Origin of the sequence: Methanoplanus limicola DSM 2279, assembly GCF_000243255.1 — an archaeon.
Lineage (GTDB): Archaea > Halobacteriota > Methanomicrobia > Methanomicrobiales > Methanomicrobiaceae > Methanoplanus > Methanoplanus limicola.
In genome coordinates, this window is the sequence record NZ_CM001436.1 from 1,721,353 (window position 1) to 1,739,538 (window position 18,186).

The following is an 18,186-nucleotide window of genomic DNA, read 5'->3' on the forward strand; positions in this document are numbered from 1 at the left end:
TACTATAAATCTATAACTTTTATCAGATCCTCTGCTTTTACATAATGTACTTCTGCAAAGCTGCAGGGGTGATAACGTATCTTGGCATCTCTAAGTCCGGACAGTCCAAGGTCTGATTCACGGTTGATAAATTCATATCTGTCTGACAGCACTTTTGCAGTTTCATTGTTGATGCCTTTGTAATTACCCTGACAGTCGGGAAGTCCTTTTTCAAAATGAACGATAGCTGTATCCGTATTAAGTTCTTCAAATATGGATATGGCCGAGATATTATCTTCAACTCTTATTATCAGGCCCGAAAGACCAAGTTTTACAAAATTCTTAACCGAAGAAACGGCTGCGTCTTTCTCGTAGCCAAAAACCTTTGTCTTGCTACACTCCTTCCATTCACACCACCTGATAAGAAAATCCTCCACTTCGTAGAGGTTCTCTTCCGTTATACTCTCAATTGTATATCTGCATTTATTTCTGAATTTATTAAGGTGCTTTCTGATTGTGAGATATTTTTTTCCGGGAAGATCTTTTAGATCCGATGTTTTGTATATATAATCGAAAAAATCCCTGTCAGGGTTCATTTTTGCATCCGGAAATATTCTTGAGAATTTCTCCCTGGTTTTGACATCAAAAATCTGGTAGGCATATTCCCCGCCGATTTCAGCGGCCAGATTTACGGTTTTCAAAAAAAGATCAGTATTCTCAGATCCGAATGGCCCTCTTACGGAATGCACGCCCTCGATTGTACTAATAATGATTAAAGAATCTTCCACCATCAGATATCTGTAAGCAGCATAATCATTCCAGCAGAACATATTTGTAAATGAATTATCACTGTGAACAGGAGGGTAATTTATCTGGTGTTCTTTAATTATCCCAATGTCATTTAGAGTTATAGGTTTAAAATCTTCAAATTTAAGCATATTATTTATCATCCTGTGTATATCATCGGAAGATGCCCTTTCATTATTTCAAACCCTTCCGTACGGTAAAAATCTTCTGTCTCCGGTTCTGCAATCAGACCAATCCATGAAAGGCCTCTTTTAACCGATTCATCAACAAGAGATTTCAGGATTTTTTTTCCAAGTCCCATACCCCTGTATTCTTTCAGGATTACAAGGTCCTGGATATATCCGTCTGAAGCACCATCTGAAATAACTCTTCCCATGCCTACAGCCTTATCAAGTTTTACAGAGTACGCAACTGCAAATATAAAACTTCCCGAGATAAGTGGTGCAATACCTTCTTTGTTCCATTCTTCATTCCACCAGTTTCCCTGTCTGTATAGTTCTATTATTTCAGATGTATTCCATTCCTTTACAAATATTATATCAATCCGTTCATCTTCAGACATTTAGTTTAGTTATTTCCTCATTACAAATATTAATCTGGTCATCAATATTCCAGGAATTATTTGCAATGATATTTGTAATATAATGAATATCTATGTACTTACTCCGGTGTAACAATGATTGAGATAAGAGACCATCAAAAAGCATTGCTTGTGCTTGGGTGTCCGCAGGTGCCCACACAGACTGCCGCCGCAATGTATCTTGCGTATAAACTGAGAAATGCTGGCATTAGACCTGTAATTGCAGCAAATCCTGCTGCAAGAATGCTGATGAAATATGCTGATCCTGAAAAGCACTATATTGATGAACTGCATGATCTGGACAAAATGATTGGCGATCTTGTTGAAAAGAGGCAGGAGTTCTCTTTATGCTTTGTATTTGTCCATAATGATTCAGGTCTTTCTTACGCAGCTTCTATGAATATAATACTGAATGGAGGGGTAGTAATTCCTGTAATATTCGGAAAAGAGATTGAATCACTTAAGGAAGGAATTAATTTTGAATGTTCTGTCATATCCGGAAGAGCAGAACATAACCCAAAACCGCTGATAAATGCAATGGAGAGTGGAATAAAATGGGATGCTTAGAGAAACTTCCATATGAAGTTATACAGAGGAATTCCAGTTTTAAGGAAGCGCGTGAATATGTTGAAAAAAATATAAAGGAATATTACGAAGTTCCTCCCGGTTACAAAATATTTGATGTTTATATCATAGGAGTTCCTCCAATAAAAATTGGAATTGACGGGGATGCTGTAATCTTTCCATATACAAAACCCTGTCACGGGACATTCCTGGTAAGGGTAAAAGAGGCCCGTGATGAGATAAATAAACTCAGGAAAAAATAATATTTTTAGCTATTTTTATGAACTTAATTTCCGTATTACTTATTGCAACCGGACTTGCAATGGACGCCTTTGCAGTTTCCATCTCAGCCGGTGTAAAAGTTCCGAAGGAATCCAAAATAAGGACAGCCCTTATTATGGCATTGGTTTTTGGATTATTCCAGGCTTTAATGCCGGTTATCGGGTGGACTTTGGGGACAGGTTTTGCTGATTTGGTTGACGCATGGGACCACTGGATTGCTTTTATTCTGCTGTCAGCAATTGGTCTGAAGATGATTTATGAAGGTTTATCAGAATCTGAGGAAGATGAAGAGAGAGATGTTACAAATGGCACAATTCTCTTAATATTAGGTATTGCAACAAGTATTGACGCCCTTGCAGTAGGGTTTACGTTTGCATTTCTGAATGAACCGATTCTGATTCCGATTGTTATAATAGGTGTTGTGACCTTACTGTTTTCATTTACCGGTGTTGTTTTTGGTGAAAAATTCCGTGATCTTATAGGGAAAAAGGCAGAAATTATCGGCGGGCTTGTTCTTATAGGAATTGGAGCCAAAATATTTGCTGAAGGTTTTTTTTGAGCTCATATTGGGAATTGGCAAGAAATTATCCCCTCAAACTTCAAAAATTTGATTTATCAGTTTAGTACAAAATATGTGACTGCCGGAATTAATACCACAATGAGCAATGAACCTGCCACAAGGAGCAATTCGGTCTTTTTCAGGCTCTTCTTTTTTAAATGGACATATGTATCCTTTGAATATCCTCTGCAAAGCATACTCAGGTAGGTTCTTTCTCCCTGTTCATATGATCTTAATAATAATGTCCCGATTGCATAAGAAAGAACTCTGAGCCTGTATTTGTGTGGCAGATTCCAGTCAAAGGCATTGAAACATCTTGTTTCAAAGACATTTTTAATTTTATTATAGATTTCAGCAAAAACAAAGAGATATCTTATCATAAGACCTATTACAAGGGCAAATTCCGGAGGAAGGCCAAGCCTCCTGGCACCTTTTAAAATATCCTGCATAGTTGTTGTTGATGAGAGAAGAATTATAAATGATATGCATATCAGAAATTTAACAAGAAGTATTGATGCGAATTCTATTGATTCTGCATATATATAGATGCCTAAGGGAAGATCTATGACCGGCGTAAATGTCCCGTAATAACTGTTCTTAAAAAAGATCTGGAATACTATGATGAATATCCCAAACGGAAGTACCATTATAAGTCTTTTTAAGTAGGATTTGACCGTAAGTCCTGAAATAAACCATAATGATATGAATATAAGGAAAAAAGCAATTCCCGGGTAGAAAACATCCCTGCTGTAAGGATAGGCAACCATAGCAATTATTACAGAGAATGCAAGAATTATTTTAACTCTTGAGTCAAGTCTGTGCACAGGACTTGTTCCGGCGGCCATCTTCTCGATATTAAATAATTCTTCGATCATTTTATTCTCTCAAAGGCCTCTGTCAGGACTTTTTCACATTCCTTATATGAAAATGCCATATCAATATCAATTCCTTTTTTCTGCAGTGAATTGATAAGTTTTGGGATTACGGGGACATCAAGTCCGATTTCAGTAAGGAGTTCCTGCTTTAGAAAGATCTCTTCAACAGTTCCTTCTGCAACAATTCTGCCATCATCCATTACATATATGTAATCCGCAATTTCAGCTACAAGATCAACATGGTGAGTTGAGAAGATAACAGTCATGCCGTATTTTTCAGGCAGGATATTAAGAAATTCAAGGAGATCATTTACACCTTTTGGATCAAGCCCTGCTGTTGGTTCATCAAGTATCAGAACCTGTGGTTCCATAGCTAAAATTCCTGCAATAGCAACCCTTTTTTTCTCACCGCCGCTCAGTTGATGCGGCGGCCTCTCTCTTAAATGTTCAATTGATAATATTCTCAGTGCCTCATCAACACGGTGGCTTACAGTATCATCATCAAGACCAAGATTTGTAGGCCCAAATGCAACATCTTCCTCAACCGTTGGTGAAAAGACCTGATCATCTGAATTCTGAAAAACGATTCCTACTAATTTTCTGATCTCTTTTATATTTGATTTGGAGATATGTTCTCCCCTGATAAGTACTTCTCCGGACTCAGGTTTTAATATACCATTAAAATGCCTGAACAAAGTACTTTTTCCCGCTCCGTTTGAACCAATGATACCAATCTTCTGTTTTCTTCCGGCAATGAAATTAATATTATTAAGTGCCTTTATTGAAGAGTTATAAGAATATGACAGATCCCTTGTTTCAAGAATATGCATTTTTAAAAAATGGGCTTTTTAAGGCTTTGAGCCTTTTGATGTTATGATGTACGATGCGCCTCCGACAATAAGCAGGGTAAAAACTATTCCTATAATTACAGCGAATAATTCTCCAGGTTTCTCAGCGCCAACGACTGAATAATCCGGAAGTGGTGCGTCATACGAAAATGTGCCTAAACCTATAGCTTCTGCATCACCTTCTTCCGGTGAAGGGCCTGTCAGAGTTTTTTCACCCTGAACTACAAGTGCTGTACTTTCAAGACCATCCGGGTCCCCTGAGGCCATAAATACTGCAACAACACCTATTAATATTGCAATTATCAGCCCCGCAGCCAGAAATTTATTGTTGTTCATCATGCTGGCACCCCGGGTTCTGATTCCATCAGATCAGATCTTGAAGTTACTATCAGATATATTGCTCCGGCAGTGATAATTCCTTCAATAATCCCTATAAGCGCATGATATGTGCCCATTGCAATAATTCCCGGAACAAGCGGAAATGTTCCTGCTATTGCCATCATTACTGCACAGGCAATGGATGATATAAAGCATGCGAGCCATGCACCAACTGCTGCTGAGAGGTACATATTTTTTGTAGCTGATTTTAATCCTTTGTATGAATAAAATCCAACAAATCCACCAATTACCCCCATGTTAATAATATTGGCACCCATTGTGGTAATTCCTCCGTCTCCAAAGATTACACCCTGAATAATAAGAACAATTGTCAGGATGAATACTGCGGCATATGGAGAACCCAGAACAATAGCTGCGAGTGCACCTCCAACAAGATGACCGGATGTACCCATACCCACTGGCAGGTTAAATGCCTGAATGGCAAAGATGCCGGCTGCAAGAACAGCAATTAATGGAATTTTTTCTTCACTCAGTTCATTTCTGGCCCACTTTAATGCTAGTGCAATAAAAATCAGGGCAATTAACCAGTAAACCGCTGCCTGTGGCAGAGGTATAAATGCGTCAGGTATATGCATTATACTTCACAACCATAGTATTACATTAGTACATATATGTGTTACTATTTTCAACTATTTTTGAAATAACCATTATGATGACTTAACTCAGAGGATATAATATTATAATTATGACTGTAAACTAATAATGTAGTATAAATGACTGATATCTGTACAATTAATCTCAATTCTGAAACACCATTTAATCTGGATATTACATTATCCTGCGGGCAGGCGCCGAGGTGGGAATATTCTGATGGATGGTGGACAGGAGTTGTTACTGAAAATGTAATTAAAATCAGACAGAAACAGAATATTATTGAATATATCGGTTGTAATGAGAAATTTATCTTTAATTATTTCTGCCTGGATTATGATCTGAATGAATTTTATAAAAAGTTCAGGGGTGATTATTTACTAAAAAATTCCTTTGAAAAACTGAGAGGTTTAAGAATTATTAACCAGGATCCCTGGGAATGCCTCTTATTCCAGATGACTGTCAATAAAATACGGACAAGGGGTGACGATGACAGAATAACCAGAATTGCAAAAGGTATTGGGAAAGAAATAACTTTCGAAGGCAGGAAATATTACTCAGTTCCAAGACCGGAGATAATATCTGAATCTGGGTTAAGGATCTTAAAAACCTGTAATATTGGCTATTATGCCACAAATATATTTAACACAGCCGAAAAAATCATTGAGGATAAAAACTGGGCAGATAAAGTCTCTGCTATGAATTATGAAGAGGCAGTTGCATATCTTTCAGAATTTAAAGGAGTTAAAAGAAGCGTTGCAGAATGGGTTCTTTTACTTTCACTAAAGCGTTATGATATTTTTCCGGTGGATACCCACATAAGAGATTTTTTCATTAAAAATTATATGAAAGATTATCATTTCAGTAAAACAGGAAGCAGCGCCATAAACAGCACTATCAGAGATGTAGCAGGTAAAAAATTTGGCAGTTATGCCGGTTATGCTATGGAGTACCTGTTTAATATAAATAATGAATTTATTAAGGATTATGTCAAACCTTAATTTTCAGCTGCATTGATAATTTCATCGTAAAATTTATCAGATTCCTCTTCTGTTTTTGCTTCAACAAATAATCTCATAAATGGTTCTGTTCCTGAGGGTCTTAGAAGTGCCCATGAGTTATCCCTGTTTACTCTGATACCATCTGTCAGATCCAGATTATCATTTTTAAATGCCACCTGAATATTATTAATTACTGCATTTGGATCTTCAGTATAAACTTTCCCACGCTTCATATGTCTCGGAGGTAGTTCAGATCTTAACTCTGAAAGTTTCTTCCCGGAAGATGATATCAGATATGTCATAGCTGCGGCAGTCATGCCACCGTCACGACAGTGCTGGTGTCCCGGAAAGATTAGCCCGCCGTTGCCTTCCCCTCCGAAGAGAACATTTTCGCCAGACTGTGTCAGTTCAAGCATCTTTCTTGCAACATAAATGCTGCCTACTTTTGTATAAACCACCCGGCAGTCTTCTTCAGAGGCAATTTCTTCTGCAATCTTTGATGTGCTCACCGGAGTAACAACCACTCCCGGCCCTTTTTCTTTACAGATTAATCTCTGCATTAATGCAAATTCCTCATTTTCTTCTACATATTCACCCTTGTCATCAACGAATACTGCCCGGTCTGCATCTCCGTCATGTGCTACTCCAAATGATGCTCCGGTTGCGACAGTAAGTTCAGACAGTCCCCTCAGGCCTTCCGGAGATGGTTCAGGAAGTCTTCCGGGAAATGTACCATCCGTTTTCCCGTTAATTGTATGAACCCTGCATCCCATCTTTGAGAGGATCTGAGGTGTTGTCCTGCATGCCGGGCCAGATCCTGGATCAACCGCCACTATTAGTTCTTTACCTGTCTCTGGAAAATAACCGGCAATTGCATCTATGTATTCTGTTAACATCTCCGGCGAGTGCCTCTCCTCACCAGTCTCTCTCCAGTCTTTTACATCAAAGTCTCCTGAAAACAGTATCTCTTCAAGTGCTATTGTATTGTCATCATCCATCTCCGTTCCATCGGTATCAATTAATTTTATACCGTTGTATTCCGGAGGATTATGTGAGGCAGTTACAACAGCTCCACCATCAAAATATTTTCTGACAAGATACTGAAGTGCAGGTGTAGGAAGTACGCCCAGATCAACCACATTGCAACCACCGGAGAGAATTCCGGCTTTAAGTGCATTTATTAGTGCCGGCCCGGAAGTTCTTGTGTCCATCCCTACAGCAAGTGTTCCCTTTCTCATTTTGCTGAGTGAAAGACCTATATTCATCGCAAGCTCAGGGTTCATGGCCTCCCCGACAATTCCTCTTACACCATTTGTACCAAAAAGCTGCTTCTTTTTTAATTCTGTCATATATTGCCTCTTATTAACTCTGCTTTAATATTGGATTTTTAAAAGCTATAGCTTTTACATTAAGATTATGTACAGATATCCCGACCGGCAATTTTTTGGGAAATTACTTATGTCCAGACATTCTGTCCACACCAGATAATGGATAAACCTTCAGATAATTTAAATGCAAATTTTTCATTTGATAATGTATAGCATCCGGCAGTTTATAACCGACGGTAGAACTGCAATGATAACCTGAAATCATGAAATATTCCTGAAATCTCATGGAGAATCAGTATTTAGGAGTATGTAGTTTTGAAAAGGAGATGACCGGATTATATCCGGAGTGAAGCAACTGTCCGCAGCTATATATCCTGCACGGTAAATGCCGGAGGAATATTAGTTCAGAATATCCGGGCCCGCTATTAGTCTTAATTATCTGAAAACAAATTTATTCATCTTTAATGTCTGAATCTTCTGCTATTCCCTCAATTTCCGAATAACACTCCTCATGAATCTTCTCTTCCGGAATATCCTCATACTCAAAATTATCTTCCGGTTCATCACTGACTGTTTTTGGCGCCCTTATCATCGATGATGCTTCTGCAACACTCCTCATTACATCCGTAATTTTATCCTCAATATCAATTTCATCGTCAAGATCTACTGAGGTGCCTTCAATTTCAAGAAGAAATCTTGCAACCTCACTTGATTCAAATAATATATCATCAAGTTCATCAGCGGTAAAAAAACCACACAATGCACCGTAAAAAAATGTAGCTCCGGATTTCTTTACCTTCTTTTTAAATGAGCTTCTCGCCTGATTTACAGCCTGGGGCGAGTATGTATCTGTCATGAAAGGAATGAGTTCAGGCAGATTTTCACCGATAAATGTCATCTCGGCCCCACCTCTTGTTGAGAAATCTGCACATAAACGGGCTATTGCCCACTCTCTCGCAGTAATATATGTATGCTTTCTTAAAAACTGGTTTACCCTTCGGTATGTTGAGCCATCAACCTTCTTGAATTTTTTATATTTGTTTATTCTATCTTTTTCCTCAGGAGTAAGTTTATCTGCGGCCCCAAAATCCTCCTTTATGTCATATTCAGATTCTGACTGACCATCAGCATTTCCTTGATTTGATTCTTCCAAACTATCCGGTAAAGGCAGCTCCTCTATTATACCCATATCTTCCGATGAATCATATTCTTCCGGTTTGTCAATAGTATCTGAAACCTCATCTGTTTTGGATATTTCTCTTTCAGAAATATCATATTCTTCCGGCACCCCCGTATATTCTGCCTCATCATTATTTTCTTTGCCTTTAAGACCTGACAGTTCTTCCGGCATTAGGGATTCATTATAGTCTGCCCTTTCTCCGGATGTGACATCAGCATTGCTTTCATTTTCCTCCGGATTGATGACAGGATCTATATCATTATCCGGTTTATCATTCTGTGCATCTTTAGGATTCATATTTTCATCAGTATTTATCATTTTATTATTCTCTTCCTTGGCAATATTATATCAAAATTAATCAGCATTCTTTTCTCTCAGTCAGCCATTTACCATAATTTAATTTACTAAGCAAGGAAAAATTTTTTATTGGCAAAATTTTGATTTAATTCTTCACCTGAATTCTGCCGGTTTTTGCCGTGAATATCCATACAATAAATTAAAACCACTGCCTCTTCCGGTATAGCATAAACCATTTTTTTAGCCCCTTTCTTCATGATATTATATGTCACATCAGGATAAATGAACAGATTCTCCGGATATAGCAACATATGGTTTATCAGATTTGTGAACAATATTATTCACAACAACTATATTTAATATTGCCGCAATTAATTCCATTATATGGAAATCCTACCATTTTAAAGAGACCTACAATAAAGAAACAAATTTTGCACAAAACCTTAATTATTCTATAAATATTTAGGATACTGATTAATCACGAAATTACCCGGCACATATAAAAAATTAAAAAACCAAATAGACATCCGGATAAAACATAAGAATATGTACTGGATTGTCCTGTTTAGGCAAATTAAAACATTATTTGTCCGAGAGAGGGAAATATTTCCTGTACACATCCCTTCTTTCATCAACATCAGTATGCAGATAAACTTCAGTTGTTTTTATCGATGAATGTCCCAGGTTCTCCTGCACAACCCTCAGATTTTTAGATCTCCTATATAATTCACTTGCGTAGCTGTGCCTGATCTTATGAGGAGTTATTCCCGCAGGAGCATATTTATTGAAGATATACTGCACAGTTCTTGGCGAGATATGCTTTCCCATCTGCCCGACAAATACAGGCCCGGAGATCTTTCCGGCTGTAAATCTGTCTATCTGCTCAAGTGTCTCATCATCTACAAAAACTGTTCGTATTTTTCCCCCTTTACCTTTTACTTTAATAGTATGATCTTCAAAATCAATGTCATCAATATCTATGGAACATAGTTCAGATACACGGACTCCGGTTGAATATATTGTTCTGATTATCAGCCTGTCCCTTTCATCCTGAATAGTATCGAGAAGCCTGACTACCTGATTATGCTTCAGATATTTCAGTTCCTGCTCTTTTATTTTGGGCCTGTCAACTCCGGTCATTGGGTTTGCCTCAATGATTCCCTGTTTAAAGCAATACCTGTAAAATGAACTTAAAGAGGAGATTATTCTGTGAAGGGTAGCCGGTTTGTATTCTCTCAATGCCATAATGTAAGCCAGAAAATCGTTTATCATTACTGGAGTTGTATCCACTTCAGTATCAAGTCTGGCTTTACTAAAGTCAGACCAGTACATATGAAGTTTATCTTCACCTTCATTTCTTCTTATCCAGAGGTAATATCCAAATTTTTTTACAGAACCTTCATAACTTTTTATTGTTCTATATGAGTAATTTCGCATTCTGAGGTGGTGTGAGAAGCGTTTTAGCCAATCTGAAAAATAATCTCCTTTCATCATTTATTTAGTTAAATCTCCAATATAATAAGGATTTCGTAGAATACCTATTCTGCGCAAAAACTTCGAATCATATATGGGGGATATTTTCGGTAATAATTATCGGTTGGATGGCGATATGTTGCCGGAAGAATTCTGATAAAAGGATGATTTATCTGTGTACTGGCTCTGATTGAATTACTGAATTAATCTCAGCTGATTTTTCAGTAATACTGTTTTTTTGATACTTATTTGGGTTCTTTTTAGTAATAATCTGTGAAATCAAAATTAAGCCCCATATATTGCCATCAATCCCAAATAGGATGTTTGGGATGGATATTAATCCAAAAGTCCAACACAATGGATATATGTGAATGTTTATTTGGAGAACATTTTCTAAATTCTAAATTTTTCATTTGATTGAAATAATTATCAAGTAATTTTTTTCTTTGCTGCAAAATATTATTGATGTATTCTCCGGATATTTTCCACTTCAGGAACTGCAAATTAAAAGATCAAAACAGACAGCAATGATCTGACGAACAAATCAGGTAACACTATGTAACTCAAATATTTATCCGCTAAAAATCAGATTTATCTTCAAATTTAAGGACATATACCACCACAATATCTTTAAAGCCATCCAGATGCTCAGCTACAGATCTCCCTTCTCCAGCCCCCATTATGTTTCAATCCAAAATCCCGGTTGCCGGATCCAGGATTTATTGATGTTCAAACAGACAGCAATGATCTGACGAACAAATCAGGTAACATTATGTAACTCAAATATTTATCCGCTAAAATCAGATTTATCTTCAAATTTAAGGACATATACCACCACAATATCTTTAAAGCCATCCAGATGCTCAGCTACAGATCTCCCTTCTCCAGCCCCCATTATGTTTCAATCCAAAATCCCGGTTGCCGGATCCAGGATTTATTGATGTTCAAACAGACAGCAATGATCTGACGAACAAATCAGGTAGCATTATGTAACTCAAATATTTATCCGCTAAAATCAGATTTATCTTCAAATTTAAGGACATATACCACCACAATATCTTTAAAGCCATGCAGATGCTCAGCTACAGATCTCCCTTCTCCAGCCCCCATTATGTTTCAATCCAAAATCCCGGTTGCCGGATCCAGGATTTATTGATGTTCAAACAGACAGCAATGATCTGACGAACAAATCAGGTAACACTATGTAACTCAAATATTTATCCGCTAAAATCAGATTTATCTTCAAATTTAAGGACATATACCACCACAATACTGTTGCAGCCATACGGATGTTCAGCTATAGATCTCCTTTCTCCAGCCCCCATTATGTTTCAATCCAAAATCCCGGTTGCCGGATTCAGGATTTATTGATGTTCAAACAGACAGCAATGATCTGACGAACAAATCAGGTAACATTATGTAACTCAAATATTTATCCGCTAAAATCAGATTTATCTGCAAATTTAAGGACATATACCACCACAATATCTTTAAAGCCATGCAGATGCTCAGCTACAGGTTCTGCTTTAAAAACAAAATAAAAATCATATTTCCAGGCAGATTAAAAAAAAGTATTCTTTTCAACCCAAATCAAAATCTGACAAAAATAATTCAGAATCCCGACATATACCTAAGATAATTTGCACCACAAAATTACGCCTGCATCAGACTATTATTAAGGCACCTCTATGAGAGAACATATCCTTATGTTTTCGGAAATAATGCTGGATACTCAATGAAATATTGCATCTGAATTAACAGCACTTAAGCCTCACATGAATCATAAACCATATGATGCTATATGCTAACCATCCGCCAGAGAAATCATATCTCCGGACACTTAATCTAAAGAAATATTGCATAACCTGCACACTTTCAAATCCTGATAGCAAAATACGGTTTATTGGCCTCCTTTGTACCCCCCCGAATATGTCACCCTCAAAACACTCATTAGTCTATAAAAAAGATCTTTATGGTAGGATGAGTAAGGGACCAACACCTGCAATGAAGCAGTTTTATGACTTAAAGGAGAAATATCCCGGAACAATCCTCTTTTTCCAGATGGGAGACTTCTATGAAACTTTTGGAGAAGATGCCGAGGTTGTTGCCCATGAACTGGATATAACTCTGACCTCCCGCGGCAGAGATAAAGACGGAGAAAAGATGGCTCTTGCCGGAGTTCCGATCCACGCAGGAGAGACATACATCTCAAGAATGGTTCAGAAGGGCTACCGGGTTGCCGTCTGCGACCAGATTGAGGACCCAAAAAAAGCAAAAGGCCTGGTCAAAAGAGATGTTGTCAGAGTAATCACTCCGGGAACTGTAATTGATTCCTCAATGATTGGGACTTCAGGTTCATGCTACCTGATGTCACTGGACTATAACTCCAAAAAGAATGAGTTTGGAATGGCCTTTCTTGATGTCTCAACCGGAGAATTCTTCATATCTGAATGCAGGGACAAAAACGGCTATACATCACTGAACTCAGAAATTGTGCGTTACAGTCCGTCCGAGTGCATAATATCCAATAAAGTTCCTGAATCGGCAGTAAGACAACTGGAGGATAAAAATATTCTTGTCACTCCATACAACACGAGAGCATTTGACTACGAAACCGCAAAGGATTTTCTTCAGGATTACTTTAGCATCTCCTCGCTTGAAGGATTCGGATGCATGGGCATGGACCTTGCAGTTTGCTCTGCCGGTGCCTGCCTCTCATATGCCTGCTATACCCAGAAGAAAGATCTGGGGCATATAAGAAAATTATCTGTCAGAATTCCGGAGAACAACATGGTTCTTGACGCAATTACGCTTAGAAACCTTGAAATTCTGGAAAACATAAGAAACCGCGGGAAAGATACATCACTCTTTGGAGTATTAAACGATACAAAAACATCAATGGGAACAAGAATACTGAAAAAATTCCTGACATCACCATTAATAGACAAAGAAGAGATTGAGAGGAGACATGACGCAGTTGAATATTTCCTGACAAACTCCGCTGTAAGATACCAACTACGCGGACTTCTGCATAAATTTCCTGACATAGAAAGAATTGCCGGAAGAATATCATACGGAAATGCAGGGCCGCGTGATCTCATCACACTCAAAAATGCACTAATTAAAATCCCGGAGATAAAATTCCTCATAAACCCGCCATCTGAAAAACTTCCTGCATTAATCAGCGAGTCGGTTTCCGGTGCAGAGGCACTCACTGAGGTAACAGAACTTATTGAATCTGCAATTAATGATGAACCGCCAGTACTTGCAAGAACAGGCGGCGTAATCAGAGACAGTTACAACAGTGAACTCGATGAGTTAAGAGAGACTGCATATTCCGGAAAAAACTGGATTGCAGAATTTCAGCAGAGTGAAAGAGAGAGAACCGGAATTAAATCCTTAAAAGTAGGATATAACAAAGTATTTGGGTATTATATTGAAGTTACAAAGTCAAATATCGGACTTGTACCTCCTGAATACTTACGAAAACAGACGATGTCAAACGGTGAGAGATATACCCTTCCGGTTTTACAGGAGAAAGAATCACTAATATCAAACGCCGAAGAGAAATTGCTTGCTCTCGAACTTGAATTATTTAATAACTTAATATTATCACTTACAAAAGCCGTCCCTGCAATACAGAAAACATCCGGACATATAGGGCTTCTTGACGTATATGCAGCATTTGGCAATGTATCTGATCTGTATAACTATAAACGACCAGTTATTGAAAACTCCGGAAGGCTCATAATATCAGACGGACGTCATCCTGTTGTTGAAAGAAATATGGACAGCAGCTTTGTGCCAAATGATTCCGGGCTTGAAAGTGATGGTGACCAGATACTAATAATCACCGGAGCAAATATGGCTGGAAAATCAACTTATATGCGCCAGGTTGCCCTGATAACAGTTATGGCACAGGCAGGATGCTTTGTTCCCGCGGCCGGTGCCGTTATAGGAATTGTTGACCGGATATTTACCCGCGTTGGTGCATTTGACGACCTTTCAAGCGGCCAGAGCACATTTATGGTTGAGATGCTTGAACTTGCCAATATTCTGAATAATATAACAGACAAAAGCCTTGTTATTCTTGATGAGATAGGCAGAGGAACAAGCACACTTGACGGATACTCCATTGCAAAAGCAGTTCTTGAATACCTGCACAGCAGGTCAAAGAGCGGACCGAGAACACTCTTCGCAACCCATTTCCATGAAATGGTCGGAATGGAAGGAGAACTTAAAAGAGTAAAAAATTATCATTTCGCCGTAAACGAGACCGGCAGAGATGTTGTATTCTTAAGAAAAATTATTCCGGGTGCGACAGATCGTAGTTATGGTATCCATGTTGTAAAACTGGCAGGAATACCAAATAGAGTACTTGAGAGAGCATCTGAAATTCTGAAGTCGGAACAGGAGAGAGAATATTCAATACCAGGAAGAGTACAGCCCAGATATACTCAGATGCTTCTTATTGACCAGGGTAACTGCCCGTCGGTCCATGATTACGGAAACGATAACAGACTTGCAAAGAGAATAAGAGAGATAGATACAGACTCACTAACTCCAAGAGAGGCGCTTACACTGATATATGCCCTGAAAGAAGAAACCGGAGATGATATAAATTGAATACTGATATACCTGGTAAAATTCATCTCCTTGATGATGACACAATAAACAAAATTGCAGCCGGAGAGGTTGTTGAAAGACCTGCATCTGTTGTTAAGGAACTTGTGGAGAATTCAATAGACTCCGGTGCAAAAAATATAAAAATTGACATTGGATCAGACTCACATGAAATATTCAGAATAAGAGTCTCTGATGACGGATGCGGCATGGATCGGGATTCAGCTGTACTCTCTGTCAGAAGACATGCAACAAGTAAATTATCATCCGCAGGCGATCTGATAACAATCGGAACAATGGGTTTTCGTGGTGAGGCACTTGCAAGTATAGCCTCAGTATCCAGGTTTACACTAATAACGAAAGAAAACACCAGAGACTCCATTCAGGGCACAAAAATTGTAATTGAAGGTGGAAAAGATAGAGAAGTCAGTGAGACCGGTGCACCGTCCGGAACCTCAGTTCTTGTAGAGAATCTCTTCTTCAACACACCCGCAAGGAAAAAATTTCTTAAATCAAGACAGACTGAATTCTCCCATATATTAAAATCAACAGAGCAGATAGCTCTGGCAAACCCTTCTGTATCAGTACTTCTGACACATAACGGCAAAGACAAGTTGTTCTCCGGCACATCAGGTGATTTTAAGGAGAAGATCGGGCACATCTATGGCAGTGAATCAGTTAATGATCTTATAGAGATTAAAAAAACATTCCCATTTATGAAGGTGGATGGTTTTTGTGCAAAACCTTCTGTAAATTCTTCAACACAGCAGTCAGTACATATATCGGTAAACAACCGTCCGATCTCTTCTGTCCCGCTTTCAAGGGCCATTAAAGAGGGATACGGAACACTTCTGCCTAAGAACAGGTACCCGGTTGCTTACCTTAATCTCATAATTGACAGAAATATAGTTGACGTAAATGTCCACCCGACAAAGAGAGAAGTCAGGTTTTCAAGAGAGACAGAGATCAGAAGTGCATTAAGAGAGTCAGTATCTGAAGCACTTAAAGGGGAGTCTCTGATTTATAAAAAAAATCCTTCCGTTTTCTCTTTTGAAAACAGAACATCATACGGAACAAAAGATAACGAAAAGAAACACAACAACTCAGAATCCGGTAAACCTTCAGATCAGGACTTTGACAAATACGGATATTTTCCTTCCGGTATGAAAGAAGAACTGAATTCCGCACAGGAAAAAGAAACATCCGGTGTGAGAAGCCAAAAACCGGATCTCTTCTCATCATATCTCAAAAAAGAGCAGGAACCTGTGTATGTCAGAGATTCATCTGTTGTAAAAAGCAGAGATTCAGGTATTTTTTCTTCCTGCACAACAGAAGAACAAAGATCCTCAGCAGTCAGTGAAGCATATGGGAAGATTATAAGCAGAGATCCCGGTCAGAAAAAATCACCCTTTGCAGGATTTATTGATACCAGTCCAGATAAAGATCAGCGCTACCATCCTAAATTTTCTGCAACAGACAGACAACTCAGACTCACAGAAAATTTCTCATATAAATATAATGGGGAGTCCAGATTTCCGGATATGAAAATTGCCGGCCAGTTCAATTCTTCATATATTGTTGCATTCATGTCAGGTAGTGAAGGTGAAGAACTTGTACTTATTGACCAGCATGCTGCACATGAAAGAATAATCTACGATCAGATCCAGGCCAATAAAATGTCCGGAAAGAATTCACAGGAACTATTAGTTCCTGTTATACTAAACCTGAGAGCATCAGAATCCATGATATTAATATCCGGACTGAAAGAACTTGAAGAAGAAGGATTTAAGATTGAAGAGTTCGGCAGAGATAGTTTTGCAATACGGTCGGTACCTCTCGTCCTTGGCAAGAGAATCGGGACTGAAATTATAAAAGATATAATCTCCGATATAATGGATGATGGCACAAGTACCTTTGAAGAGAGAAAAGAAAAGATTGCCTCAACAGTATCGTGTAAGGCCGCAATTAAAGCCGGAACTGAACTTTCCTTCGAACAGATGAAGAAACTTGTAAAACAGTTATCTGCAACTGAAAATCCATATACCTGCCCACACGGCCGGCCGGCAATAATTACAATATCATCAAAAAAACTTTCAAAAATGTTTCTGAGGACCTAAAAAAGGGTATTATCCCTTAATTTTTGCCTGAATAATAAATCCGGTAATAAGACTTACAATACCCATCGCTACGGCAAATATACCAAGCACCTGAACAATAACTGCTGTGCCGGCCATCGGGAATACCATCATCATAATTCCGAGCATCAATGCAATAATTCCTGAAATTACAAGCAATGCCCTGTACCACCCATTTTCACGCTCAGCAGTAAATCCAATCCAGAGATCTCCAAATCCGGTAATAAATGCCCACAGAGCAATAAGAACTGCTATGGTTACCCAGAGGACTGCAAGGTTCATAATTGCAAGAAGACCAATAATAATTCCAATAATTCCAAGAATTATCAGGAGTATTCTTGAAGTGCCCTTATCCTGCCCGGCTAAACCTTTTATAATAGTTGAAATACTGTAAATAATAATCAATGCACCAATAAAGAATGCAATGAGATCGACAATTAAAGGTGCCCACAGAATCGCTGCTGCACCGAATATGATTCCAATAAGTCCCTGAAGCAGAAAAATCCACCACGCAAGAGGTGTAAAATCTGCTTCAATAATTTCTACTTCATCCATTTTAATACTCCAGCACTAATTATTACTCATAATTATTTATTGTTTTGTTATTTTTGTAAACCATTTCTGTTTAATTTGCTATTGTGGACAGGATCACAGTTATTGCGACA

At 38.3% G+C, this 18,186-nt stretch carries 17 protein-coding genes; 6 read left to right on the forward strand and 11 right to left on the reverse strand.

Annotation, left to right across the window (positions count from 1 at the left end):
- Window positions 1-2 precede the first annotated feature (2 nt).
- Window positions 3-917, reverse strand: coding sequence for a DUF2156 domain-containing protein (locus METLIM_RS08240; RefSeq protein ID WP_004077563.1), 915 nt, complete (start codon window positions 915-917; stop codon window positions 3-5).
- Window positions 918-925: 8 nt separating this feature from the next.
- Window positions 926-1,348, reverse strand: coding sequence for a GNAT family N-acetyltransferase (locus tag METLIM_RS08245; protein ID WP_004077564.1), 423 nt, complete (start codon window positions 1,346-1,348; stop codon window positions 926-928).
- A gap of 114 nt (window positions 1,349-1,462) precedes the next feature.
- Between METLIM_RS08245 and METLIM_RS08250 the strand changes: the two genes are divergently transcribed.
- The 3 genes from METLIM_RS08250 to METLIM_RS08260 are packed head-to-tail and all read left to right on the forward strand — an operon-like array spanning window position 1,463 to window position 2,771.
- Window positions 1,463-1,933: a DUF1890 domain-containing protein gene (locus tag METLIM_RS08250; RefSeq protein WP_004077567.1), complete on the forward strand. Its 471-nt coding sequence runs from the start codon at window positions 1,463-1,465 to the stop codon at window positions 1,931-1,933.
- Window positions 1,921-2,193: a DUF1894 domain-containing protein gene (locus tag METLIM_RS08255; protein WP_004077569.1), complete on the forward strand. Its 273-nt coding sequence runs from the start codon at window positions 1,921-1,923 to the stop codon at window positions 2,191-2,193. Before METLIM_RS08250 ends, METLIM_RS08255 begins: the two co-directional genes overlap by 13 nt.
- Window positions 2,194-2,210: 17 nt before the next feature.
- A complete protein-coding gene (locus METLIM_RS08260; RefSeq protein ID WP_004077571.1) occupies window positions 2,211-2,771 on the forward strand; it encodes a manganese efflux pump MntP in 561 nt (186 codons plus the stop codon).
- Between the two features lie 56 nt (window positions 2,772-2,827).
- Here the strand turns inward: METLIM_RS08260 and cbiQ are convergent, their stop codons facing one another.
- From cbiQ to cbiM, 4 genes are read right to left on the reverse strand one after another with little or no spacing between them, the layout of a single operon-like run.
- Window positions 2,828-3,646: a cobalt ECF transporter T component CbiQ gene (gene cbiQ / locus METLIM_RS08265; protein ID WP_004077572.1), complete on the reverse strand. Its 819-nt coding sequence runs from the start codon at window positions 3,644-3,646 to the stop codon at window positions 2,828-2,830.
- Complete coding sequence (locus METLIM_RS08270) at window positions 3,643-4,476, reverse strand: ATP-binding cassette domain-containing protein (protein WP_004077574.1); 834 nt, start codon at window positions 4,474-4,476, stop codon at window positions 3,643-3,645. Before METLIM_RS08270 ends, cbiQ begins: the two co-directional genes overlap by 4 nt.
- Window positions 4,477-4,494: 18 nt before the next feature.
- Entirely contained in the window at window positions 4,495-4,833 is a 339-nt protein-coding gene (locus METLIM_RS08275) for a PDGLE domain-containing protein (protein ID WP_004077577.1), read from the reverse strand.
- Window positions 4,830-5,468: a cobalt transporter CbiM gene (gene cbiM / locus METLIM_RS08280; protein ID WP_004077579.1), complete on the reverse strand. Its 639-nt coding sequence runs from the start codon at window positions 5,466-5,468 to the stop codon at window positions 4,830-4,832. Before cbiM ends, METLIM_RS08275 begins: the two co-directional genes overlap by 4 nt.
- A 138-nt stretch (window positions 5,469-5,606) precedes the next feature.
- On the opposite strand from cbiM, the gene METLIM_RS08285 reads away from it, so the two are divergent.
- Window positions 5,607-6,485, forward strand: a complete 879-nt coding sequence (locus tag METLIM_RS08285; protein ID WP_004077581.1) for a DNA-3-methyladenine glycosylase family protein — start codon at window positions 5,607-5,609, stop codon at window positions 6,483-6,485.
- Here METLIM_RS08285 and glmM read toward each other — a convergent pair.
- From glmM to xerA, 4 genes are all read right to left on the reverse strand, one after another.
- Complete coding sequence (glmM, locus tag METLIM_RS08290; protein ID WP_004077583.1) at window positions 6,482-7,834, reverse strand: phosphoglucosamine mutase; 1,353 nt, start codon at window positions 7,832-7,834, stop codon at window positions 6,482-6,484. The two genes, METLIM_RS08285 and glmM, sit on opposite strands and share 4 nt — an antisense overlap.
- A gap of 430 nt (window positions 7,835-8,264) precedes the next feature.
- Window positions 8,265-9,311 carry a DUF5806 family protein gene (locus METLIM_RS17375; RefSeq protein ID WP_004077584.1) on the reverse strand — a complete coding sequence of 349 codons (1,047 nt, stop codon included), beginning with the start codon at window positions 9,309-9,311 and terminating at the stop codon, window positions 8,265-8,267.
- A gap of 86 nt (window positions 9,312-9,397) precedes the next feature.
- A complete protein-coding gene (locus METLIM_RS16600) occupies window positions 9,398-9,562 on the reverse strand; it encodes a hypothetical protein (protein WP_157202266.1) in 165 nt (54 codons plus the stop codon).
- Between the two features lie 310 nt (window positions 9,563-9,872).
- Window positions 9,873-10,781 carry a site-specific tyrosine recombinase/integron integrase gene (gene xerA, locus METLIM_RS08300; protein ID WP_048146296.1) on the reverse strand — a complete coding sequence of 303 codons (909 nt, stop codon included), beginning with the start codon at window positions 10,779-10,781 and terminating at the stop codon, window positions 9,873-9,875.
- Window positions 10,782-12,743: 1,962 nt separating this feature from the next.
- Between xerA and mutS the strand changes: the two genes are divergently transcribed.
- Both mutS and mutL read left to right on the forward strand, forming a co-directional pair.
- On the forward strand, window positions 12,744-15,389 hold the full coding sequence (mutS, locus tag METLIM_RS08305) for a DNA mismatch repair protein MutS (protein WP_048146297.1): 2,646 nt from the start codon (window positions 12,744-12,746) through the stop codon (window positions 15,387-15,389).
- Window positions 15,386-17,503 (forward strand): DNA mismatch repair endonuclease MutL, encoded by a 2,118-nt coding sequence (gene mutL / locus METLIM_RS08310; protein WP_004077590.1) that lies wholly within the window; start codon window positions 15,386-15,388, stop codon window positions 17,501-17,503. The genes mutS and mutL overlap by 4 nt, the downstream gene beginning before the upstream one ends.
- 9 nt (window positions 17,504-17,512) lie before the next feature.
- On the opposite strand, the gene METLIM_RS08315 is transcribed toward mutL, so the two are convergent.
- Entirely contained in the window at window positions 17,513-18,076 is a 564-nt protein-coding gene (locus METLIM_RS08315) for a DUF308 domain-containing protein (RefSeq protein ID WP_004077593.1), read from the reverse strand.
- Window positions 18,077-18,186 lie beyond the last annotated feature (110 nt).